This window comes from Lentimicrobiaceae bacterium, assembly GCA_023227965.1.
Taxonomy (GTDB): domain Bacteria; phylum Bacteroidota; class Bacteroidia; order Bacteroidales; family JALOCA01; genus JALOCA01.
This window is the reverse complement of the sequence record JALOCA010000035.1, coordinates 1-25,132: the sequence shown is the minus strand read 5'-3', so window position 1 is coordinate 25,132 and position 25,132 is coordinate 1. Positions and strand designations below refer to the sequence as shown.

At 35.4% G+C, this 25,132-nt stretch carries 21 protein-coding genes; 12 read left to right on the top strand and 9 right to left on the bottom strand.

Features of this window, described 5'->3' with window-relative positions:
• The 3 genes from M0R21_11005 to uvrA form a co-directional block, all read right to left on the bottom strand.
• Positions 1-822 carry a 3'-5' exonuclease gene (locus M0R21_11005; protein MCK9618348.1) on the bottom strand — a complete coding sequence of 274 codons (822 nt, stop codon included), beginning with the start codon at positions 820-822 and terminating at the stop codon, positions 1-3.
• A 393-nt stretch (positions 823-1,215) separates the two neighbouring features.
• Positions 1,216-1,692 (bottom strand): nucleoside deaminase, encoded by a 477-nt coding sequence (locus tag M0R21_11000; GenBank protein ID MCK9618347.1) that lies wholly within the window; start codon positions 1,690-1,692, stop codon positions 1,216-1,218.
• Positions 1,693-1,951: 259 nt separating this feature from the next.
• Positions 1,952-4,774, bottom strand: a complete 2,823-nt coding sequence (gene uvrA, locus M0R21_10995; protein MCK9618346.1) for an excinuclease ABC subunit UvrA — start codon at positions 4,772-4,774, stop codon at positions 1,952-1,954.
• 194 nt (positions 4,775-4,968) lie between these two features.
• Between uvrA and M0R21_10990 the strand changes: the two genes are divergently transcribed.
• The 6 genes from M0R21_10990 (at position 4,969) to M0R21_10965 (ending at position 9,245) form a co-directional block, all read left to right on the top strand.
• Entirely contained in the window at positions 4,969-5,553 is a 585-nt protein-coding gene (locus M0R21_10990) for a sigma-70 family RNA polymerase sigma factor (GenBank protein MCK9618345.1), read from the top strand.
• A 73-nt stretch (positions 5,554-5,626) separates the two neighbouring features.
• Positions 5,627-5,830, top strand: coding sequence for a hypothetical protein (locus tag M0R21_10985; GenBank protein MCK9618344.1), 204 nt, complete (start codon positions 5,627-5,629; stop codon positions 5,828-5,830).
• A 77-nt stretch (positions 5,831-5,907) separates the two neighbouring features.
• The gene (gene nth / locus M0R21_10980) at positions 5,908-6,573 is read left to right on the top strand and encodes an endonuclease III (protein ID MCK9618343.1); all 666 of its coding nucleotides are present in this window, start codon (positions 5,908-5,910) and stop codon (positions 6,571-6,573) included.
• Positions 6,574-6,657: 84 nt separating this feature from the next.
• On the top strand, positions 6,658-7,125 hold the full coding sequence (bcp, locus tag M0R21_10975; GenBank protein ID MCK9618342.1) for a thioredoxin-dependent thiol peroxidase: 468 nt from the start codon (positions 6,658-6,660) through the stop codon (positions 7,123-7,125).
• 25 nt (positions 7,126-7,150) lie between these two features.
• Positions 7,151-8,149 (top strand): recombinase RecA, encoded by a 999-nt coding sequence (gene recA / locus M0R21_10970; protein MCK9618341.1) that lies wholly within the window; start codon positions 7,151-7,153, stop codon positions 8,147-8,149.
• Between the two features lie 52 nt (positions 8,150-8,201).
• A complete protein-coding gene (locus M0R21_10965) occupies positions 8,202-9,245 on the top strand; it encodes a tetratricopeptide repeat protein (GenBank protein ID MCK9618340.1) in 1,044 nt (347 codons plus the stop codon).
• A 22-nt stretch (positions 9,246-9,267) separates the two neighbouring features.
• Here the strand turns inward: M0R21_10965 and M0R21_10960 are convergent, their stop codons facing one another.
• Positions 9,268-11,829, bottom strand: a complete 2,562-nt coding sequence (locus tag M0R21_10960; protein MCK9618339.1) for an ATP-dependent Clp protease ATP-binding subunit — start codon at positions 11,827-11,829, stop codon at positions 9,268-9,270.
• Between the two features lie 308 nt (positions 11,830-12,137).
• On the opposite strand from M0R21_10960, the gene gyrA reads away from it, so the two are divergent.
• From gyrA to M0R21_10930, 6 genes are all read left to right on the top strand, one after another.
• Positions 12,138-14,675: a DNA gyrase subunit A gene (gene gyrA, locus M0R21_10955; GenBank protein ID MCK9618338.1), complete on the top strand. Its 2,538-nt coding sequence runs from the start codon at positions 12,138-12,140 to the stop codon at positions 14,673-14,675.
• Positions 14,676-14,749: 74 nt separating this feature from the next.
• Positions 14,750-15,898 (top strand): hypothetical protein, encoded by a 1,149-nt coding sequence (locus M0R21_10950; protein ID MCK9618337.1) that lies wholly within the window; start codon positions 14,750-14,752, stop codon positions 15,896-15,898.
• A gap of 327 nt (positions 15,899-16,225) precedes the next feature.
• Positions 16,226-17,239 (top strand): histidine kinase, encoded by a 1,014-nt coding sequence (locus tag M0R21_10945; protein ID MCK9618336.1) that lies wholly within the window; start codon positions 16,226-16,228, stop codon positions 17,237-17,239.
• Complete coding sequence (locus M0R21_10940) at positions 17,240-17,968, top strand: LytTR family DNA-binding domain-containing protein (protein MCK9618335.1); 729 nt, start codon at positions 17,240-17,242, stop codon at positions 17,966-17,968. It abuts the gene before it with no gap.
• Positions 17,969-18,040: 72 nt separating this feature from the next.
• The gene (locus M0R21_10935) at positions 18,041-18,538 is read left to right on the top strand and encodes an RDD family protein (GenBank protein ID MCK9618334.1); all 498 of its coding nucleotides are present in this window, start codon (positions 18,041-18,043) and stop codon (positions 18,536-18,538) included.
• Between the two features lie 17 nt (positions 18,539-18,555).
• The gene (locus tag M0R21_10930) at positions 18,556-20,061 is read left to right on the top strand and encodes an NAD(P)H-hydrate dehydratase (protein MCK9618333.1); all 1,506 of its coding nucleotides are present in this window, start codon (positions 18,556-18,558) and stop codon (positions 20,059-20,061) included.
• Between the two features lie 2 nt (positions 20,062-20,063).
• On the opposite strand, the gene M0R21_10925 is transcribed toward M0R21_10930, so the two are convergent.
• From M0R21_10925 to M0R21_10905, 5 genes are all read right to left on the bottom strand, one after another.
• Positions 20,064-20,792 carry a hypothetical protein gene (locus M0R21_10925; protein ID MCK9618332.1) on the bottom strand — a complete coding sequence of 243 codons (729 nt, stop codon included), beginning with the start codon at positions 20,790-20,792 and terminating at the stop codon, positions 20,064-20,066.
• 77 nt (positions 20,793-20,869) lie between these two features.
• Positions 20,870-22,573 (bottom strand): acyl-CoA dehydrogenase family protein, encoded by a 1,704-nt coding sequence (locus tag M0R21_10920; protein MCK9618331.1) that lies wholly within the window; start codon positions 22,571-22,573, stop codon positions 20,870-20,872.
• Positions 22,574-22,595: 22 nt separating this feature from the next.
• On the bottom strand, positions 22,596-23,618 hold the full coding sequence (locus M0R21_10915; protein ID MCK9618330.1) for an electron transfer flavoprotein subunit alpha/FixB family protein: 1,023 nt from the start codon (positions 23,616-23,618) through the stop codon (positions 22,596-22,598).
• 34 nt (positions 23,619-23,652) lie between these two features.
• Entirely contained in the window at positions 23,653-24,525 is an 873-nt protein-coding gene (locus M0R21_10910; GenBank protein MCK9618329.1) for an electron transfer flavoprotein subunit beta/FixA family protein, read from the bottom strand.
• A gap of 127 nt (positions 24,526-24,652) precedes the next feature.
• Positions 24,653-25,132: SDR family oxidoreductase (locus tag M0R21_10905; GenBank protein MCK9618328.1), on the bottom strand; the 480-nt coding region annotated here is incomplete at its 5' end.

Here is a 25,132-nt window from a genome sequence, read left to right as displayed (position 1 = left end):
TTAGTCCACATTTACAGAGTTATTATTAAAACCACGTAGTTTAATTGCTGTAATCACTTTTTTGGTGTAAAGAGGGAACTCGGCTTTCATCATCCAGTCGTAATATGCAGGTTCTGTTTTAAACACTTCACTAACAGGTTTCCCTTTATGTTTTCCAAAATTGAATATTTCAATATCATTATCATAGATAATATGCCCGATAAGGTCGGCACTTTTTGAATAATAGGAAAAGTCGTGCAATGCTTTCACATCGTTAATAATAAGTTGTTCCTTTTTGGTTCTGCTATCAATAAAGCTTTTCCCCTCATACATATCGAGCTGACTTTTTAAAATTTCGTAAGTTGCCATGGCATCGGCTTCAGCTCTATGGGCGTTTTCGATGGTTTTCCCACAGTAAAATTTATAGGCAGCGCTAAGTGTACGTTGTTCCATTTTATGGAAAATATTTTGTACATCCACAATGCGGCGTCCTTTCATATCGAAATCCACATTAACACGTAAAAATTCTTCCATGAGTAATGGAATATCAAATTTAATGGAATTATAGCCTGCAAGGTCGGCATTACCAATAAATTGAGCAAAAGAATGAGCCACTTCAGCAAAAGTAGGACAATCTTTCACATCTTCATTGCTTATTCCATGAATAGCCGTAACTACCTTAGGTATTGGAATAGTAGGATTGATAAGTTGGGTCCTTGTTTCTGTTGAGTTATTAATATTCACTTTAATGATGCTAATTTCAACTATACGGTCGGTTGTTACGTTAATTCCTGTTGTTTCAAGGTCGAGGAAAACGATGGGCTTGGTTAATTTTAGTTCCATGCAAAATACGTTAAGAGATGCAAAAATAGAATTTTAATCATGACACGGGGAAATTTGTTTGATATTTTTCCCACTAATATTGAAGCTTTTAAAAAACTGAAAATATAAATTAAAGAACGTACAAATCTATTTTTTCTAAATTTTAAAAACTAAAATTTTGCCTGTTTTCGTCATATTTTTTGATATAAATTTTACATTTCACAAATACAATATATTATAGTTTTTGGATTTTGATTTTGGGTGTCCATATGACAAAAACAGAGAAAAGGTCATATTACAATTTTGCGGAGTAAACCCAGTAAAAATAGCCTCAATAGGTTCTGTTAAACATTCAAAAGAAAATAAAAAGGAATAATGGTTGCAAAAAATTGAAAAATTAGGTTACAAACAAATCTAATATTCTGTTTTTTCCATTTTTCCCCATTCATAAAACAATTTTTTAGTTTCTTCTATTTTAATATAAACTGTAGGTATTTTCCGCTTTGCAATGGGAATATTTATTTCATTGTAAATAAGAGAATCGTCAAAACCTGCGTTTGCAGCATCCCAGCGGGTAGAAGCATAAACTATTTTTGCCGGTCTTGCCCAATAAATGGCACCAAGGCACATCGGACATGGCTCACAACTTGAATAAATAATACAATCTGTTAGTTGATAGGAGCCAAGGGCTTTGCAGGCATTTCTTATTGCAGTAATCTCAGCATGGGCTGTAGGATCATTTTGGGTAGTTACATAGTTTGCACCTGTAGCAATTATTTTCCCATCTTTTACTATTACTGCTCCAAAAGGACCGCCTTTTCCCTGGCGAATATTGTCTATCGCTATCGCGATAGCCTGAGAAAGAAATTCTTGATCTAATTTATTTCCCATATTTTATTACCATTCGTTAATCCATTTTCTTTTTTCATCCGAATAATTCAAACTTTTTTCAAATATACTATAAATTTTTTTTTCAAAACCATTACTGCTCCCATTTTTTAGCAAATACTCTGTTTCTACTTGTGTATCAATAAAATAAAAATTTATTTCTTCAGATTTTGTACAAGGTAAAATAAAGCGACTTTAGAGGAATCATATTCGAGATAAAACATAGATTAAGGCCGTTGCAAAGCAGGCATAATCGAAAAATTCAGCTCAGTTTTTGAAACATGTATTTACCTGTATATGAACCAGGGCAATGGATTAAATCTTCGGGAATCCCTTCAAAAACTACTTTTCCTCCGTTTTCGCCTCCTTCGGGTCCCAGGTCAATAATCCAGTCGGCACACTTGATAATTTCCGGATTGTGCTCGATTACCACAATAGAATGTCCCTTAGCAAGTAATGCATTAAATGCAGCCAAAAGTTTACTAATATCGTGAAAATGTAATCCGGTTGTGGGTTCATCAAAGATAAAAAGTGCCGGCAAATCGGCTACGCCTTTTGCAAGAAAGTATGCAAGTTTAATACGTTGCGCTTCGCCCCCAGAAAGGGTATTGGATGTTTGTCCGGTTTTTAAATAGCCCAAACCAACATCAATAAGTGGTTGCATTTTAGTTAAAATACTTTTCAGTAGTGAATTTTTTTTCGTTTCTGCATTAAAAAAATCAACAGCTTCTGTTATGGTCATGTCAAGAATTTCGCTGATATTTTTTCCATTGTATTTTACATCAAGAACTTCGTCTTTAAATCGTTTTCCTCCGCAACTGTCGCAAGTGAGATAAATGTCTGCCATAAACTGCATTTCAATTTTTACAATGCCTTCTCCCATACATTCTTCGCACCTGCCACCAGGGATATTGAATGAGAAGTATCCCGGCTTGTAAAGCCTCGATTTGGAGAGCGGCTGTTGGGAAAAAAGTTCCCGGATATCATCATAAGCTTTTACATAAGTTACCGGGTTCGAGCGTGTAGAACGGCCAATGGGGTCCTGGTCAATCATTTCAACCGAAGAAATAAGATGAATATCTCCTTTTAGCAAATCGAATTTCCCGGTTTTTTCACCATATCCTCCCAAATATTTCTTTAAAGAAGGGTAGAGAATTTTTTTAACCAATGATGTTTTGCCGGAACCGCTTACTCCGGTAACAACGGTTAAAGTATTTAAGGGAAATTTTACATTAATATTTTTAAGGTTATTTTCGCGTGCACCTGCACATTCAATAAAGTTTGTCCATTTTCTGCGAAAAGAGGGTAGGGGGATACACTCGCTATTTGTAAGGTAGCGGGCGGTGAGGCTTGTTTTGCATTTTATGAGTTCATTAAAATTTCCCTGGAAAACGACCTCGCCCCCCTGATAGCCTGCCAAAGGACCAATGTCAATTATTTGGTCGGCAGCTTTGATTATTTCCTCATCATGTTCAACTACAATAACCGAGTTTCCCAAATCTTTTAGTTGGTTTAGTACGGAAATAAGCCGATGAGTATCGCGGGAATGTAACCCAATACTTGGCTCATCGAGAATGTACATTGAACCCACCAAGCTGCTTCCCAATGAAGTGGCAAGATTTATTCGCTGGGATTCTCCCCCCGACAATGAAGAAGAAGCTCTGTTAAGGGTGAGGTAATCAAGCCCCACATCGGATAAAAACTGTAAACGGTTAATGATTTCAATACGCAAACGGTTGGCAACCTTTTGTTCAAATGGTGTCAACTCCAAATTTTTGAAAAATGTAAGTGCCGAACTAATGGGCATGAGAACAATATCGAAAACCGATTTTCCATTAATTTTCACATATCCGGCATCTTTCCGTAACCGTGTTCCCCTGCAATCGGGGCAGACTGTTTTTCCCCGGTAACGAGCAAGCATAACCCTGTACTGAATTTTATAATTTTGTTCTTCAACCCATTTAAAAAAAACATTTAATCCTTTAAAATATTGATTACCAGTCCATATTAATTCTTGTTGTTTTTTTGTAAGCTGATAATAAGGCTTATGTATAGGAAAATCGAATTTGTAGGCATGCATTACCAATAAATCCTTCCATTCACTCATCTTTTCGCCTTTCCAGCAGGCAATGGCTTCATCATAAACCGAAAGGTATTTATTGGGGATTACGAGGTCTTCATCTATCCCTATTACGCTACCGAATCCCTCACAGGTTTTACAAGCACCATAGGGATTATTGAATGCAAACAAGTTCACTGTTGGAATTTCAAACAGAAGCCCATCCCTTTCGAAACGGTTGGAAAAAGTTTTCATGTAAATACTATCTCCATCAGTAACTTCTATCATACAAGTGCCTTCTCCCTCATAAAAAGCAGTTTGTACCGAATCAGCAATGCGTGAAGGAAGTTCGTCATCCTCTTTATTTATCAATATTCTGTCTATCACAACGGAGCAAAGCTCATCGGGCAGAGAAGGGTTTTTTAAAAATTCTTCAATTCTGAAAACAGCGTTTCCAACCATTATCCTGTTAAAACCCTGTTGTAATATAATTCCCAATTGCTCTTTTGCAGTTCTGCCTTCCTTTAAAATTAAAGGACAATAGATATTTGCTTTGGCGGAATTAGGTAATGTGAGGATAAAATCAGTTACATCGCTAATACTGTCCTGTTTAACTACTTCACCTGAAACAGGAGAGATTGTTTTTCCTATTCTTGCAAAAAGCAATTTGATATATTCATAAATTTCGGTAGAAGTACCTACCGTTGAGCGTGGGTTGCGCGTATTTACCTTTTGTTCTATCGCAATAGCAGGTGTAATTCCTTTAATATAATCTACTTCAGGCTTTTGCATTCTTCCTAAAAACTGTCTGGCATATGCACTTAAACTTTCCACATAACGGCGTTGTCCGTCGGCATATAAAGTATCAAACGCAAGGGAAGATTTTCCGGAACCCGACAATCCGGTAATTACAACCATTTTATCGCGGGGTATTACAAGGGAAATGTTTTTCAGGTTATGAACTTTCGCTCCTTTAATGATAATATTTTTTGATGGATCAGCTCTATCTATTTCTTTTTCAGACATTTTTCTTATTTAAAAATCATCTCCAAAATTAGAGTAAAAAAATTTACGGAAATTTGTTTTAAATGTTTTTTATTGTATATTTGTTGCATCAAAAAACAATCATTAACCCGTTACGGTTTCAGACTGTAAATAATAATAGGAGGAAGATTATCGAATAGACATTTACCCTTTTAACCAATAAAAAGGGAAAAACGATGAGCAACCAGTTAGTTTCCGACCAGGATCTGATTAATTTGTATTTATCCGGTAATCATTCCAGTCTTGAACAGTTAATCCAACGTTACAAAAGCAAGGTTTACTCTTACATCCTTATGGTTGTAAAAGAAAAAGAACTTGCAGAGGACATTTTTCAGGATACCTTTATTAAGGTTATCCATACTCTTCGTTCGGGTACTTACCAGGAAGAAGGGAAATTTATCCAATGGGTAATGCGAATAGCACATAACCTGATAATTGACCATTTCAGGAAAGCCAAGAGAATCCCTATTGTGGAAAACAAAGATGAATACGATATTTTTAACAGCGCAAAAATATCCGATACTTCTATCGAAGACAAACTGATAGGTGACCAGATTTTAAAAGATGTTCGCAGCCTGATCGACCTGCTTCCTCCTGAACAGAAAGAGGTGTTAATTATGCGTCATTATTCCGATATGAGTTTCAAAGATATTGCCGAGCAAACCGATGTTAGTATTAATACCGCTTTAGGACGGATGCGGTATGCCTTAATCAACCTTCGTAAACTCATTAAACAGAAGGAAATTATATTGTCAGTATAATTTTTCAAGACCTAAAATAATTACAGATTCTTCACGTTATACATAGGTGAATTGTAAATAAAATCAATTGCCTATGAAGCAACTTCTTACTCTTGAGGATTTTGTAAGTTTAGTATCTGATGATCTGCACGATGGCTACGAAGCATTATCAAAAACAGAAACGGGAGATACCGAATCGCCAAAAGAAAGTACAATAAGGAATATACTTGCTTATTCACGTGCTTTGGTTGTTTTTCCTACTTCCGCTACCGGAACGGTATCGTTAATGATGAATTAACGCATTATGATGGTTAGAACCTTTAAAAACCGTTTCGAAAAGAAACGGTTTTTTATTTTTGAAATTTGCATTAAAAAATGAAAAAACTTTCTAAATCAGAGCATTTTAAAAATATTCTGCAATATTTTGAAAAAAATATGCCGGTTGCCGAAACCGAACTTCAGTATAAAAATCCGTATCAGTTGTTGGTTGCCACCATTTTATCTGCGCAATGCACCGATAAACGGGTGAATATGATAACTCCTTTCTTTTTTCAACATTTGCCTAATGCACTTGCTCTATCAAAAGCGCAGCCTGAATTTGTATTTAATTTGGTTAAAAGTTGTTCCTACCCAAATAATAAAACAAAAAATTTAATTGGAATGGCACAAGCGCTTGTTGACAAGTTTAATAGTGAAGTTCCATCAGATATAACCCTTTTACAGACTTTACCCGGTGTAGGGCGAAAAACAGCCAATGTTATTGCTTCGGTTATTTTTAACAAACCAGTTTTAGCCGTTGATACACACGTATTCAGAGTTTCTGCAAGGCTGGGATTGACAACTGGGGCAAAAAATCCTCTGCAAACAGAAAAACAACTTGTTAAATATATTCCTGATCATTTAATCCCTATAGCCCATCACTGGCTTATTTTGCACGGGAGGTATGTGTGCATGGCACGAAAACCCAAATGCGGAGAATGTGGTTTGAAAAATTACTGCCATTTTTACCAAAATGGTATTAAAAACGAAATTTTATTATAAAGTGCAGATAATCAATTAGCAATTTGAAATAAAAAAATTGTTTTTCTAAATATTTATACCTTATTTTGTACAAAATATATATTCGTGCTACTCAATATTGGCGATAAAGCTCCTGGATTTACCTTGAACGACCATGATGGTAACAGTGTTTCATTAAGCACGTTTTCAGGGAAAAAAATTATTCTTTATTTTTATCCAAAGGATGATACTCCAGGTTGCACAGCCGAAGCCTGCAGTTTAAGGGATAATTATAGTGCCCTTAACGAAAAAGGTTGTATAATTATCGGAATAAGTATTGATGACATCGTTTCCCATAAAAAATTTTCGCAAAAATATTCCCTTCCATTTCTCTTGTTATCCGATGCCAGTAAAGACGTTTGCAAGGCATATGGTGTTTGGGGAAAAAAGAAATTTATGGGTAGAGAATATGAGGGAATTTTGCGAACGACTTTCATCATCTCAGAAAACGGATTTATTGAAAGTATTATTTCAAAAGTGGATACTAAAAACCATGCGTTACAGATAGTTAAAGAATTAGAGATAATAAAGTAAGATTAATAACTAAAAATTAAAAAATATGGCAGAAGCTAACAGCGAAAAACTAAAAGCACTACAACTTACCCTCGATAAACTTGAAAAGACTTATGGAAAAGGTACTATCATGAAACTTGGCGACAATGCAGTAGAAGCCATGGAATGTATTTCTTCAGGTTCTATTGCCCTTGATACTGCATTAGGAGTTGGAGGTTTGCCCAAGGGTAGGGTCATCGAAATTTACGGTCCTGAATCTTCCGGAAAAACTACTCTTGCCCTGCATGCAATAGCTGAATCGCAAAAAAATGGTGGAATTGCTGCTTTTATTGACGCTGAGCATGCTTTTGACATGTTTTATGCCGGAAAATTGGGCGTTGAAATTGATAACTTACTTGTTTCTCAGCCAGATAATGGCGAGCAAGCCCTTGAAATTGCCGACAACTTGATACGTTCGGGCGCTATTGATATTATTGTAATTGACTCTGTTGCAGCTCTTACGCCCAAAAGCGAAATTGAAGGAGAAATGGGTGACTCCAAAATGGGATTACAAGCAAGACTCATGTCGCAGGCTTTAAGAAAACTTACAGGAACCATCAGCAAAACAGGATGTTGTTGCATTTTCATTAATCAGTTGCGTGAAAAAATTGGAGTGATGTTTGGTAATCCTGAAACAACAACCGGCGGAAATGCTTTAAAATTTTATGCTTCGATTCGTCTCGATATCAGGAAAGTTACGCAATTAAAAGAAGGAGATAATGCCGTAGGAAACCGGGTAAGGGTGAAAGTGGTAAAGAACAAGGTTGCCCCGCCTTTCCGTACTGCCGAATTCGATATTATTTTTGGCGAAGGAATTTCTAAAATTGGAGAAATTATTGACTTGGGGGTTGATTTTAATGTAATTAAAAAAAGTGGTTCGTGGTTCAGTTATGGCGAAACTAAACTGGGGCAGGGCAGAGACTCCGTAAAAAAACTTCTACTTGATAACCCCGAACTTGCCGAAGAACTTGAAAAAATTATCAGAGAAAATCTTAAAGCCATTTAGTAACCACATATTGTAACTATTATTTTTAAGATAAAGCAAATTTATTATTTCTATGCCGTTCTATAAAACCAATGTATTGTATAAAACTTTTCTCATTTTTTTAATTGGTGTTTCATTAATTATTATTTCAGCTTGTAACGACTCCAATAAGTCGAAAAATACTACAATACAAGGAACTCCTGCTGAACTTTTAAAGTTAAACAAACAAATTAATGAAAAAACAAACGACCCGGATTTGTATTATCTCAGAGCAGAATATTTCTTTAAAAATGAAAAATTTAATGAAGCTTTAAATGATATAAACAAAGCTATTGGTTTTGATAAAAAAATGAATTATTATATTTTATTATCAGATATTTATTTGATGAGTGGAAAAACTAAAGAAGCTAATACTTTATTATTAAATACTATAGATAAATTCCCCCAGGAAATTATGCCGGTGTTGCGCATAGCCCGGTTATACCTTGTTATTAAAGAATATTCCAAGGCTTTTATTTATTTAAATAAAGCCCATACAATGGATAAAAATAATGCCGAAGCTTTTTTTCTTCAGGGGCTTGCGTTTCTTGAAACGGGCGATACCTCCAAAGCCATAATAAATTATCAGACTACTGTTGAAAAAGATCAAAACCATTTTGAGGCATATATGCAGTTAGGCGATTTATTTGCTTTGAAAAAAAGTAAACTGGCTCCTGCTTATTATGACAATGCCCTGCGAATTAACCCTCAAAGCATAGAAGCACTATATGCTAAAGGATTTTTTTGCCAGGAAAATAGTATGGAAAATAAGGCTATTGATGCATATAAACGTATTATTGCCATTGATCCCAATTACAAATACGCCTATTTCAATATTGGATATATTAACCTCGTATATTTAATTAATTTTTCTGAAGCTATAACCTATTTCGACAAAGCCATCCAGAAGGATCCGAAGTATTACGAAGCTTGGTTTAACAAAGGTTATGCAAACGAACTCATAGGGAACTATCCCAATGCACGAAAAGCTTATGAAGAAGCATTAAAAATTGAGATTAACTATTCTAATGCCATTCAGGGATTAAACAGGCTTGATGAATTACAGAAAAACAAGTAGTAGGGAAACTCCATTAACAAATTTAATCTTCTTTTGTGCTGAGCGTTTCATTTACCGGAGAAGGGACTACTGAAATTACCATATCCGCTTTTTCTTCATTATAATCAATGATTATTGTATCCCCGGGCGAAAGTTTGGTATTGATTATTTCTTCAGCCAAAACATCTTCCACATATTTCTGAATTGCCCTTTTCAGAGGACGGGCTCCAAACTGAGCATCCCAACCTTTTTCAAGGATATAATCTTTTGCCCTGATTGAAACTTCCATTTGAAATCCAAGGGACTGTACTCTTTTAAACAGGTGAGACAATTCAATATCAATAATTTTATGTATATCGTCCCTTTCGAGCGATTCAAAAATTATTACATCATCAATCCGGTTGATAAATTCAGGAGCAAAGGTTTTACGTAAAGCATTTTCAATAACACTTTGCGTATAGCCGACACTTCCTGAAATTTTTGCCTGAGTAGAAAATCCAACCCCCTGTCCGAAATCTTTAAGTTGCCGGGAACCAATATTAGAAGTCATGATGAGGATGGTATTTTTAAAGTCCACCTTTCTTCCTAAGCTATCGGTAAGTATGCCATCATCAAAAACCTGAAGCAAAAGGTGAAAAATATCAGGATGTGCTTTTTCAATTTCGTCCAGCAAAACAATAGAATAGGGTTTACGCCTTACTTTTTCTGTCAGTTGTCCTCCTTCTTCATAGCCCACATAACCCGGAGGAGCTCCTATCAGTCTCGAAACAGCAAATTTTTCCATGTATTCACTCATATCAATGCGAATGAGAACTTCTTTCGTATCAAAAAGGTATTGAGACAATATTTTGGCGAGATGGGTTTTCCCCACGCCGGTGGGTCCTAAAAATATAAAAGTTCCTATAGGTTTGTTTGGATCTTTTAATCCGGCTCTGTTGCGTCTGATTGCTTTTACTACCTTTTTAATGGCGTCTGCTTGTCCTATAACGGAGTTTGCAAGTTCTTCTTCCATGTGAATAAGTTTTTCGCTTTCGTTTCGGGCAATCTTGTGAATAGGTATGCCTGTCATCATTGAAACTACTTCCGCTACATTATCTTCAGAAACAATTTCCCGGTTGATACGGGATGTTTCTTCCCATCTTTTTTTGGCTGATTCAAGCTCCGACTGTAGTTTTCTTTCGATATCACGAAATTTAGCTGCTTCTTCAAATTTTTGGCTATTGATAGCCAATGTTTTATTTTTCTGTACTTCATCAATGCGGTTTTCTACCTCAATGATTTCAGAAGGAACGTTAATATTAGTAATATGTACACGCGAACCAGCTTCATCTAACGCATCAATGGCTTTATCAGGTAAGTATCTGTCAGTCATATACCTATTGGTTAATGTTACGCATGCTTTAATAGCTTCGTCTGTATAAGTAACCAAATGGTGGTCTTCATATTTTTCTTTTATATTTTGAAGAATTTCGATGGTTTCCTCGGGCGAAGTGGGGTCAACCAGAATTTTCTGGAAACGACGTTCCAGAGCGCCATCTTTTTCAATATATTGCCGGTATTCGTCTAATGTGGTAGCTCCAATGCATTGAATTTCACCTCTTGAAAGTGCTGGCTTAAAAATATTGGAAGCGTCGAGCGAACCTGAAGCATTACCGGCGCCAACAATAGTGTGTATTTCGTCAATAAACAGGATGATATCGCGATTTTTCTCCAATTCATTGAGTACGGCTTTCATCCTTTCTTCAAATTGTCCACGATATTTGGTTCCGGCAACCAGCGAAGCCAAGTCGAGAGAATAAATTCTTTTATTAAACAGTGCCCGTGATACTTTGCGTTGTACTATCCGCAGAGCTAACCCTTCGGCAATGGCTGATTTTCCTACACCGGGTTCGCCTATAAGAATGGGGTTATTTTTTTTCCGCCTACTAAGTATCTGGGCTATCCGTTCCAACTCTTTTTCGCGTCCTACTATTGGGTCAAGACGATTTTCTTCGGCAGCACGGGTGATGTCTCTGCCAAAGTTATCAAGAACAGGGGTTTTCGACTTTGAATCTCCTGGTTTACGAAATGTTAAAGGATTTTTTTCACCTTCTTCCGGATCTTCTTCTGCGGGTCCTTCTTTAGGAAACTCAGACCGGGAAATAATGTCTCCCGGCGTTTTTGGTTCTATAGAAAAAGTTTTCAACTCGTTTTTTACGGTTTCGTAAGTGATGCCTTCTTTTTGCATCAACTTAGATACAAGATTGTCACCATTTTTTAAAATAGCAAGAAGTAGATGTTCAGTATCAATAAGCTCGCTATTAAAAAGCTTGGCTTCAAGAAAAGTAAGTTTCAGAATACGTTCAGCTTGTTTTACCAGCGAAAGGTCGTCGGTATTTTTTGCTCCGGGCAAACTGTTCGCAGAAATGGTTTTTTCTATTTTTTTTCGAATATCAACGAGGTCCACACCTAAATAATTGAGCAATTGAACAGCAATTCCTTCGCCGTTTCTGATAATTCCCAGCATGAAATGTTCAACCCCTATGGCATCATTACCCAGTCGTAAAGCTTCTTCTTTACTATATATCAGTATATCTTTGACTTTTGGAGAAAATTTAGCTTCCATGGTTTTTAGTTTACATTAAAATAACAAGTTATTCCCGGTAAAGTTTTAAAGTGCAAAGTTAGGCTATTTAATTTCTCCCCGGTTTTTACTATATATGTTTTACGATAAAAGTATCTGTTTATTATAGTTTACAAAAATAAAGCAGGTATAAAACATTAAAAATGATGACTTACAATAATTTTCAACATTTTGGTGTTAGTAATCTGCTGAATAAACTACGGGGTATAACAAAAAAATTTGTACTTTCGTAAAATATACGGACTGTAAATAACTATTTAATATTGATTGCTTTAATTTTATAATTTCTCATGGAAGAAGGTGGAAAAATCATTCAGGTAAATATTGAAAACCAAATGAAGAGTGCTTACATTGATTATTCAATGTCGGTGATAGTATCAAGAGCTTTACCTGATGTAAGAGACGGGTTAAAACCTGTACATCGCAGAGTATTGTACGGAATGTATGAACTGGGAGTACTGTCAAATCGTTCGTATAAGAAATCGGCACGTATAGTAGGGGAGGTATTAGGTAAATACCATCCCCATGGTGATTCTTCCGTTTACGATACCATGGTACGTATGGCTCAGGATTGGTCATTGCGCTATCCATTGGTTGACGGACAGGGAAATTTTGGTTCTATTGACGGTGATAACCCTGCGGCAATGCGTTATACCGAGGCTCGCCTTAAAAAAATTGCAGAAGAACTTCTTGATGACCTTGAAAAAGAAACCGTTGATTTTAAATTAAATTTTGATGATTCCTTGAAGGAACCCACCGTACTGCCTTCAAAAATTCCCAACCTTCTCATAAACGGATCATCGGGAATTGCTGTAGGTATGGCTACCAACATGCCTCCCCACAACCTAAAAGAAGTTGTGGATGGTATCATTGCTTACATTGATAACCGGGAAATTACAATACCCGAATTGATGAAATATATCAAAGCTCCCGATTTCCCAACAGGCGGTATCATTTATGGTTACGATGGCGTTAAAGAAGCCTATGAAACAGGAAGAGGACGCATCATTTTACGTGGAGAAAGCAAAATAGAATCGGATAAAAATGGCAGAGATTCTCTCATAGTTACGTCCATCCCTTACCAGGTGAATAAAGCAGAAATGATTAAAAAAACTGCCGACTTGGTCAATGATAAAAAAATTGAAGGTATTGTTGATATCAGGGACGAATCAGATAGGACAGGCATGCGTATAGTGTATGAACTAAAAAAGGATGCTATAACTAACGTAGTGTTAAATAAATTATACCAATTTACTCCATTACAAACCAGTTTTAGTGTAAATAACATTGCGCTCGTAAAAGGAAAACCTATACAACTGAATCTGAAAGATCTGATTATTCATTTTGTGGAACATAGGCATGAAGTGGTAGTACGGCGTACCAAATACGAGTTGAGCGAAGCGCAAAAAAGAGCCCATATACTTGAAGGGCTGCTTATAGCTCTTGACCATCTGGATGCTGTAATTGCCCTTATCAGAGCCAGTCAAACTCCGGAAGATGCCAAATCAGGATTAATATTGAATTTCGAATTATCAGAAATTCAGGCAAAAGCAATTCTCGAAATGCGCCTCCAACGTTTAACTGGACTTGAAAGAGACAAAATAAAAGAAGAATATCAGGAATTATTGCAACAAATTGAATACCTCCAGCAAGTACTTGCAGATGAAAGTTTACGCATGGATATCATTAAAAAAGAGCTTCTTGAAATAAAAGAAAAATACGGTGATGAGCCCAAAACTGATATTGTATATTCAGCAAGGGATTTTAGGATTGAAGATACAATTGCAGATGAAAACGTTGTAATTACAATTTCGCATATGGGCTACATCAAACGCACCTTATTGTCTGAATACCGCCGGCAAAACAGGGGTGGGATAGGAGCCAAAGGTAGCGAAATCAGGGACGAAGATTTCGTTGAATACATGTATGTTGCATCTATGCACAATTATATGTTATTTTTTACCGAGAAAGGTAAATGTTTTTGGCTCAGGGTTTTCGAAATTCCAGAAGGTGCTAAAACATCCAAGGGAAGAGCTATCCAGAATCTCATAAACATAGACCCAGATGACAAAGTAAGGGCATTCATCAATGTTAAAAACCTCAGTGAAGATGACTACGTTAACAACAATTATATCATCCTTGCCACGAAAAAAGGAGTTATCAAAAAAACTTCTCTTGAAGCATATTCACGTCCTCGTCAAAATGGAATAATAGCCATCAATGTTAATGAAGGCGACCAATTATTACAAGCAAAACTTACAGATGGCGCAAACGAAGTCATCATGGCATTACGCTCAGGCAGAGCCATCCGTTTTAATGAAAAAACGGTAAGACCTATGGGAAGGAATGCCACAGGGGTAAGAGGGGTAACCCTTGCAAATGCCCAGGATGAAGTGATTGGATTAATTTGCTTAGAGGGCGAAAAATATGACATCCTTGTTGTTTCGGAAAATGGTTATGGAAAACGCTCTAATCTTGACGATTACAGGGTAACCAACCGTGGCGGCAAAGGAGTGAAAACTATTAGTATTACGGATAAAACCGGTGCTTTGATTTCCATAAAAAACGTAACCGATAATGACGACCTGATGATTATTAATAAATCAGGAATTATTATACGATTGGCAGTAGCAAACTTACGCATCATGGGCAGAGCCACCCAGGGAGTCAGGCTTATCAATTTGCGCGATGGAGATGCTATTGCTTCTGTGGCAAAAGTGGAAATAGATGAAGAAGAACAAAATGAAATATTATTGGAAGGTAGTGATTCAGAGCCTGTAATTGATTCTGATTTAACTATAACTTCTATTGACAATAATAATATGTAAAATGCAATTTTTTCATTCATTTTATTATTTTTGCACAAAATTTGTAAACATTTTATAATAAAATCTTTATCCAAATGAAAAAAATAGGAATTCTGTTGATCGTGGTGCTATCTATTACCATGGCAAATGCACAAAAAGCAAAACGCACAAGTGCATTTAATTATCTAAAAAACGGACAATTAGACAAGGCTAAAGACAATATAGACCCTTGTATTACAAACGAAGCTACGGCTCTTGATCCCAAAACCTGGTTTTATCGTGGAAATATTTATTTACAAATACATACCAGTCCATTACCTGCATATAAAAATTTAGCCCCCAATGCTTTACAGATTGCTTATGAATCCTATAAAAAAGCACTCGAATTAGATACAAAAAAAGAATACTACTCAGAAATCATAAATAATATGATGGCTGTGAGCGAACAATTCTTTAATAAAGGGGTGGAGTATTATAACAATTCCGCCTTCTCTGACGCGCAAAAACAATTTGAAGAAGCTATCAACGTAAATAAAACCTATGGCAATACTGATACCTTATCTTACTTTAGTGCAGCTCTTTGTTCGGAACTCGGAGGAAATATTGATAAGGCAATAGAATATTACCAATTTTTGAGAAGCATAAAATATAAAAAACCAATGATTTATTCCTCGCTTGCCAATTTATACATGAAAAAAAATAACCCTGATGAAGGTTTGGCGGTGATTAAAGATGGAAAAGAACTTTTCCAAAATGATTTTGACCTAATAATTGCAGAAACGAATATTTACCTTGGTACTAATCAAAATGCAAAAGCCAAAAAAAATCTTAAGGTTGCTATCGAAAAAGACCCCAATAATTCAACTATCTGGTTTGCATATGGTACCATATATGATACGGAACACAACATAGATTCGGCTGAAATAGCATATAAAAAGGCAATAGAATTAAAACCAGACTATTTTGATCCTATTTATAATATTGGTGCATTGTATGTGAATAAAGCTTCTGAAATTTTAGAGGCTGCAAACAAACTTCCCTTTGAAGAAACCCAAAAATATGAAGCAGAAAAAATAAAAGCAGATAGTTTCCTTAGAATGTCTATTCCGTACCTTGAAAAAGCTCTTGAAATGCAGCCCAACGATAAGAATACACTTATTTCTTTAAAAGAAATTTATACCCGCTTACAGATTTATGATAAGCTAAAAGTGATAAATGCTAAAATAGAGGAAATAAAAAAATAAATACTACAAAAGGGAGAGGATACAGAGCAATTTAGCTTATATCCTCTTTTTTGTATATATATTATTTAACATAATATATATTATACGATATTTTAATATTCATAGGAAAGAATTTTTTATCTTCGTCAGGAGATCAAAAATTAATGTTTTATGGATAATCTTTTCTTAAAAAATTAACTGTGTGTATGTATTTCCCATTTGCCGAAATATATTTCAATTTGAACGAATGATTTATACAATTTACAGATTTTATAACTTTTATGTGCATTTTAATTGAATTTGATTGTAATTTAGCAATACTTCTGTATATAAACTATAATAGTATAAATGAAATTAAAAAATAAAATATTTATACATTTAGCTTTTTGGTTTTATCTAATCAATCAAGGGATTTTTCCATATTATATTGGGAAACAGGAACCATATTTTATAGAGATGATTATATCTTATACTATTGGTAATGTTTTTGTTTTTTACTCATTTTATGCCTTATATCCCCTTCTTTTTTCATTAAAGAACAAACTATATTCAATAATAATAATACTAATTTTATTGGCAATTTTATCTGTTCTTCGATTTGGGTTTGAATATACTTATGAATACAATATATTGAATATCAAGAAGCCTAATGTAATACCTTACGATACATGGTTTTATAATGATTTGCGCCTTGTCATAATCAACTTTATATATTCACTCCTTATTAAATTTGCCATTGGTTGGTTTGAAAGTCAAAAATTAAAATCTGACCTTATAAACCAAAATCAATCGAGTGAGCTTGCATTATTACGCTCTCAGGTAAACCCTCATTTTCTTTTTAATACACTAAATAATATATATTCACTTGTTTATAAAAAATCTGATGATGCCCCGGCAGCTGTGATGAAATTATCAAGTATAATGCGATACATGCTATATGATGCAACAAGTGATAAAGTATTACTTGAAAAAGAAATAGAATACCTGTATAGTTTTGTAGAACTTCAAAAATTACGTAGCAGTAAAAATAATTTTGTCGAAATAAAATTAAACGGTGATATTCACCAGAAAACAATAGCCCCCATGTTGTTAATCCCATTTGTCGAAAATGCATTCAAACATGGAAATAAGAATGTTCCTTCTCCTGGTATTCGTATCCAGTTAAATGTTACAACTGACAGTATAGAGTTTGAAGTAATTAATTATATACGAATTACCAACTTTGAAAATAAAGATGCTATTGGTGGTATAGGACTTAATAATATTAAACGAAGATTGGAATTGCTTTATCCGGGAAAACATACCCTATCTATATTGCAATCTACAGAATTATTTACTGTTAAACTTAAAATATTCAATTAAATGAAAATCAATTGTATTGCTGTTGATGATGAACCTCTCGCACTTGATATTATCCGAGACTATTGTGCGAAAATATCTTACCTTCATCTTACAAAAAGCTTCAATAATGCATTAGATACCATTGACTATCTGAATAAAAACAGTATAGATTTGCTTTTTCTCGATATAATGATGGAAGACCTTACCGGGATACAATTATTAAATACACTAAAAACTAAGCCATTTGTTATACTAACTACAGCCTATGATAATTATGCTATCCAGGGTTTCGAATTGGATGTGGTAGATTACATGCTGAAACCTATTTCATTTGAACGTTTCGTAAAAGGCGTAACCAAGGTTTATGAAAGAATGTACCCAAACGGTAGCACTTCCGATAAACAGGATAACCGCCTGTCCGACAATTCACAACTTTTCTTTTTTGTAAAAACAGAAAACCGTATAGAAAAAATAAATTTCTCCGATATTCTTTATTTTGAAGGGATGGGAGACTATTGGCGCATTGTAACTCTACAACGCCGAATAATGAGCCTGATTAGTGCAAAAAACATCGAAGAAATGCTTCCGGAGAACAGATTTTGCAGAGTGCACAAATCATTTTTTGTTGCTTATGATAAAATTGAAGCCATAGAACGAAACAGAATACGCATTAAAGATATGTATATACCAATTGGTGAAACTTATCGTAAAATTTTCTTTGATACCATCGAAAGAAAAAAAATTTCTTAAGATTTCTTTTATCATTTTATTTAGTAAATTTAGGGGCACTTTTCTGAATATTTTTAATAAACATATAAAATTATGGAAAATCAAACTGTTCCCCCCGTTCTATCTCCGGTAAAATACGCCGGTTTTTGGTTAAGATTTGTAGCCTTTATCATTGACAGTATCGTTATCGGTATTATTAAGTGGATACTTATTTCACCTGTTTTGGTTTTTTTTGGCATTTCCACTCTTAATAATATGGATTGTACAAATGATTTCGAGACTATAAAATCAATAACATTATTTATAGGTACCATGCTAATTTCCGGTTTGGTGATAGTAGTATTAACATGGTTATACTATGCTCTGCTCGAATCCTCACCTCATCAGGCAACAATTGGTAAACTGGCTGTAGGAATAAAAGTAACTGATGAGAGTGGCAATAGAGTAACTCTTTTACGAGCTTCCGGCCGCCATTTTGCAAAAATCATTTCTGCTATGATTCTTATGATTGGTTTTATTATGGCAGGATTTACAGAAAAAAAGCAGGCTCTTCATGATATGATAGCAAATTGTCTTGTAATTAAAAAATAAAATTAAGTATTTTTTATATGAAAATATTTCACACTTCCCAAATTAGAGAAGCAGATGTTTATACTATTTGTAATGAGCCCATTGCATCCATTGACCTGATGGAAAGAGCCGCAAATGCTTGTACAAAAGCTATTTTATCATATATACCTATAGGATGCTCTGTTAAAGTTTTTTGCGGATTGGGAAATAATGGAGGTGACGGTTTGGCTATTGCTCGTTTACTGTATTTGCAACATATTCCAGTAGAAGTATTTGTAATAAAATATTCCGATAAATATTCCGACGATTTTGCCAAAAATTTTGAACGGTTAAAAGCTTACCCTATCCAATCCACAATTATTACTTGCCGGAATGATTTTCCGAAAATTACAAAAGCAGATGTCGTAATTGATGCCCTCCTGGGGTCAGGTTTAAACAAACCTGTGGAAGGGATTGTTTCTGATATTATTTCATATATTAATACACAAAAATATTTTACGATTGCTGTAGATATTCCGTCGGGTTTAAGCATAGATGAACCACCCTCAATGCCTGATGAAATTATCTGTGCAGACATTACATTGACTTTTGAATTTCCCAAATTATCATTTTTATTTCCTGAAAGTGAAAAATATATAGGTAAATTTGATATTTTGCCGATTGGCTTACATCTAACTTATATTGAAAACACCCAGACAAAAAATTATTTTCTAACTTCTTCCTTTATTAAACCTTTACTAAAAAAAAGAAAACTTTTTTCGCATAAAGGTAATTTTGGGCATGCTTTGCTAATTTCCGGAAGTAAAGGAAAAATGGGGGCATCGGTATTGGCATCGCAAGCGTGTTTACGTTCGGGAGCAGGATTAATCACAACACATATTCCAGCAATAGGGTATAATGTTATTCAAACTGCGTTTCCGGAGTGTATGGCAAGTATTGATAATAAAGAGGAGTACATAACAAACTTACCCGATCTTTTCCCCTACTCTGCTGTAGCTGCCGGACCAGGAATTGGAAAAGATATTCAAACACAGAATGTTGTTAAATTATTAATACAGAATGCTATATGCCCTATTTTGCTTGATGCGGACGCATTAAATATTTTAGGTGAAAACAAAACATGGTTAGGTTTTCTTCCTCCCGAAAGTATTTTAACTCCACATCCGAAAGAATTTGACAATATTGCAGGCTCTTCCGGGAATAGTTTCGAAAGGTGGCAACTACAGTCGAAAGTTTCAATAAAATATAATGTATTTATTGTGCTAAAAGGACATTACACTTCTATAACCTGTCCGGATGGCAATTGCTATTTTAATTCAACCGGAAATCCGGGTATGGCTACTGCCGGAAGCGGCGATGTATTAACAGGAATTATTCTTGGCTTGTTAGCCCAAGGATATTCTTCAAAAAATGCTTGTATTATAGGAGTTTATCTTCACGGGCTTGCTGGCGATATTGCTGCTGAGCACACGGGTTACGAGGCACTTATTGCTTCTGATATTATTAATAAACTGGGAATGGCTTTTGGTAAATTACGAAAGTAGAGTTACAATTTGGCAAATATTTCTCTATCGCCTTCATCGGTAAAGAAAGTATCTTTTTTTATTAAATTTTTAAAATAACTATTCCACACTTTATTTACCAATGGTTCCTTAAAATTGATATACTGAATAGAAATAGCAAATCCATTATTTTCAAAATATAGAAGAGATTCTTGGTTGTCCTGGATGTAAAATGTTTCATTAACAATTTGCTCGTTAATTTTATATTTTGTAGTAAGCATTCCAATAAGTTTTTCGGTATTTACTTTTGAAACATCACTGAATGTATATTCACCCATAAAGAAAATGTCATCAATAAAAAAATAAACTTCTTTTATTTCATTACCAAAGATTTCCTTTTTAAAGCCCACAATTTTAATTGTATATTCGTCAAACTTATAAATATTAAAACAGTCCGGCGTAGTATTACCCTTTATGGTTTTAAAGTCCGTATAAAAAGGATGAAAACCAAATATTATTGTAGATTTTGTAAAATATAACTTTTTTTGGGGGTTTAAATCAACAAAATTAAAACAATGATTCATCAGATCATCCTTAATACAAGGAGGATGTGGATTTTTTATAAACTTGTTTTTATGGTAAGTTACATATTTATAACTATAATTTCCGTAAAAAAAACGAATAAAAAAAAGCTTAATTGTTTTTAGGTTTATAAAAAAGAAAACAAGCACAAATAAAGCTACGAAAGCTTCAATGATAAGTTTTATAAGCATAACTATATAAATATACTTTCTAAAAAGTCAGGCAAATATAAAATATTTTTTGATAATAAATTTATTTGATTGGTACATTAAATTTTAAATGCACCTGTATCTTTTGAATCAAAATTATTTATAAAACTAACTTTTTCAACATTTTCAGATTTTGCTTTCCGGATAAATATTTCAGCAGATTTATTAAATTTTTCATTTCTGTTGGCATCTGCAAGCAATAAATACCCGATTACAATATTCCCAGCCATTTCCACCAAACGTCTTGCATGGAAATCATATAACTCAGCATCTTCGTGGGAATTTACTTTTTCAATAGTTTTCGCAAACTGGTCAGTCATTTTTGCCAGTTGGTTTTTCATGTATTCTATGTCAGGCTTAACGGTTTTTTCACCATATTCTTTCATCAATTTCAGATAGGCACCATTACCGACTCCTCTTATGGCGGCAACCACCTGTAATTGAGATGTTCCTTCATAAATGGTAGTAATACGGGCATCCCGGTAAATTCGCTCAGCAGCAAAGTCTTTCATATAACCTGTACCACCGTGTATTTGAATGGCATCGTAAGCTATCTGGTTGCAATACTCACTCGAGAAAAGTTTTAAGAGCGGGGTTAAAATATCCGCATTTTTTTGGTAATATTTCAGATCATTTTTTTCTTCTGCATCAAGCGAACGGGTTTGCTGAATAAAAACCAATGATTTATAAATATCTACAAATCTTGATGTTTCATATAATAAAGAACGAATTGCTTCGGTTTTTACCCGCATATTGGTTAACATTTCATAAACTGCAGGAAAATGAATGATAGGCTTTCCGAATTGTTCCCTTTCTGTCGCATATTTTAAGGCTATCCTGTATGCCGCTTCGGCAATACCTACAGATTGTGCTCCTACGCCCAAACGGGCAGAGTTCATGAGCGACATTACATATTTTATTAATCCGAGTTTACGATCGCCCACAAGTAATGCAGGAGCATTACGAAAAACAAGCTCGCAGGTAGGAGAACCTTTAATTCCAAGTTTATTTTCGATACGGCGAACAGTAACTGCATTGGAGTTTCTGTCATACACAAATAATGATAGTCCTCTTCCGTCAGTTGTTCCTTCCTCTGAACGAGCCAAAACCAGTGATACATGTGCATCGCCATTGGTAATGAAGCGTTTTACGCCATTTAATATCCAGTTGCCTGTTTTTTCATCAAGGGTTGCTTTCAGTTGAACGGCTTGCAGATCTGAGCCGGCATCGGGTTCGGTAAGATCCATTGCAGCAGTTTCCCCATTGCATATTCGAGGAAGAAATGCATTTTTAATATCTTCGGAAGCAAATTCATGAATTGTTTCCGCACAATCCTGCAAACCCCAGATATTAGCAAAACCTGCATCGGCTCTGGAAACAATTTCGGCAGACATTACATAGGGTACAATAGAAAAATTCAACCCGCCGTATTCTCTTGGAAGCGACATCCCAAATAAACCGGCTTCTTTTAATGCATCCATATTTTGCTGGGTTCCATTGGCATACACAACTTCATTATTAATAAGTTGCGGACCGGTTTTATCCACTTCATCGGCATTGGCATCAATGATTTCTCCAGAAATTTCACCAATTATTTCCAATACTTTGTCATAGCTGTTGAGAGCATCTTCATGGTCAAGGGGAGCGTAATCATATTTTTCCTTATCGGTAAAATTCTGCTCCTTCAACCGTGTAATTTTCTCCATTAACGGGTGTTGAAGATGGAACTTAAGGTCTGGGTTATCTGTATAAAAATTCGACATGTCTTTTTTAAATTAAAATAAATTACTTGGTATTTTCTTTGTAATACCTTATCATTCTCGGAATAACTTCATTTAAATCGCCGATGATGCTATAATCGGCGATCTGGTTAATCGGAGCTTTAGGGTCAATATTAATTGAAATAATTTGTGCGGATTGATCCATTCCGGCACGGTGTTGCACAGCTCCTGAAATTCCACAGGCAATGTACAATTTAGGACGCACGGTTACACCCGTTTGTCCGATTTGGCGTTCGTGGTCGGTAAAACCGGCATCAACGGCAGCACGTGAGGCACCTACTTCTGCACCAAGTATTTCGGAAAGTTTGTACAAAAGATTGAAATTTTCGCGGGAACCCACTCCATAGCCACCTGCAATGATAATTTGTGCATTTTTAATGTTTATTTTTTGTGCTTCTACGTGCCTTTCGATTATTTCGAGCACAAAATCTTCGGATTTAACCCACTTTTCAAAATTAATTTTTTTAATTATCCCCTTATAAGTAAGGGAAAGTATTTCTTTTTTCATCACTCCTTCGCGTACAGTTGCCATTTGCGGGCGGGTTTCCGGATTGATAATGGTGGCTATTATGTTTCCTCCAAATGCAGGGCGAATCTGGTAAAGAAGGTTTTTATATTCCTTCTGTGTACGGGTTTCGGTATGTCCGCCTATTTCAAGGCTGGTACAATCTGCTGTAAGTCCGCAGCGCAAAGCTGAAGCTACACGTGGAGCAAGGTCCCGTCCGACAGAAGTAGCACCAAAAAGAACAATCTGCGGATTTTCTTCCTTAATAAGATGCACTACAATTGAGGCGTGTGGCAAAGTGATATAAGGAAAAAACCTTGTATCCTCCGCATAATGAATAACATCCACACCAAACGGGAAAACTTGTATTTCAAGTTCATTAACCTGGTTTCCAATAACAATAGCTTCAAGCTTCACATTAAGTTGGTTGGCAAGTTTTCTGCCTTTTGAAAGCAACTCAAGGCTAACATCGGCAATATTGCCTTCTTCGGTTACTTCGCAATATACAAATACGTTGTTCACGATATAATAATTAATGTTTTAAAAATTTAATTAATTAACCTATAACATGGCTATTGATGAGTTCCATCATCAGGGAGTTGATATCGCTGTCGGTAGCAGCCAATACCTTCGAATCCTTATGTTGAAATACGACATTTTCAATCTTTTTTACTTTAGTAGGTGAGCCGGAAAGCCCCAGTTTTTCCACATCGGCATTCAGATCGGCAGCACTCCATTCTTCGATATTAAGGTAAGGACGGTGGTTGTATAATTCCGTATAATCTTTTGATTCCTCCTGCAATTCGGTAACAGTACGGGCATGTTTGAATTTCATTAATTGTTTTGCTATGCGCGGGCGGCAAGCAGGTGCAGAACCATGAACAGTAAGCAATGCGGGTAAAGTACATTTTACGACTTCCACTCCCCTTTCCAAACGGCGTTTTACGGTAATATTCTCATTATTAACATCAATAATCTCTTCGGTGTATGTAATCTGAGGTAAACTAAGCTTTTCTGCAGTTTGTGGTCCTACTTGAGCTGTGTCGCCGTCAATAGCCTGCCTTCCAGATACTATCAAGTGAAAAGGCCGTAATTTTTTTATCGCAAGTGAAATGGCATAGGAAGTTGCCAAAGTATCGGAACCGGCAAATTTACGGTCGGTAATCAGGTATCCCCTGTCAGCACCACGGTACAAAGCTTCCCGGATAATTTCTGCGGCACGTGTAGGTCCCATGGTAAGCAAAATAACCTCGGCATCGCCCATTATTTTTTTAACTCTCAGGGCTTGCTCCAAAGCATTCAGATCTTCGGGATTGAAAATGGCAGGTAGAGCAGCTCTGTTTACGGTTCCATCTGCTTTCATGGCATCTTTGCCCACATTGCGTGTATCGGGAACCTGCTTTGCCAGTACAATAATTCTAAAGCTCATATAATCAATGTTATTAGTAATAAAATAGAGATAATCAAGGCGGTTGCAAAAATAGGAATTTACACTAAACCACCAAATTTATTGAAATTCAAAAATGAAAAAGTATATGATTGTGATATTTACGTATTTAATCACAGTCTTCATACTCCTCAAGGCTTTTGCTATACACATGCATAGCTCTTTCACTCATCCCCATGCTCGAAAAGCCTCCGTCATGGTAAAGGTTTTGCATGGTAACTTTTCTGGAAAGATCGGAAAAAAGCATGATACAGAAATTGGCACATTCCTCAGCAGAAGCATTGCCCAATGGCGACATTCTGTCGGTAAAATCCATCAATCCATCAATCCCTTTTACTCCACTACCTGCAGTTGTAAGGGTCGGCGATTGAGAAATCGTATTGATACGTACCCTTTTTTCTCTGCCGTAAATGTATCCGAAACTTCTTGCAATGGATTCAAGAGCAGCTTTGGCATCAGCCATATCGTTATATTCAAACAGAGTACGTTGTGCTGCAATATACGATAATGCAACGATGGACCCCCACTCATTTATTGCATCTATTTTTTTGGCAACTTGTATCATCTTATGAAAAGATAAGGCGGAAAT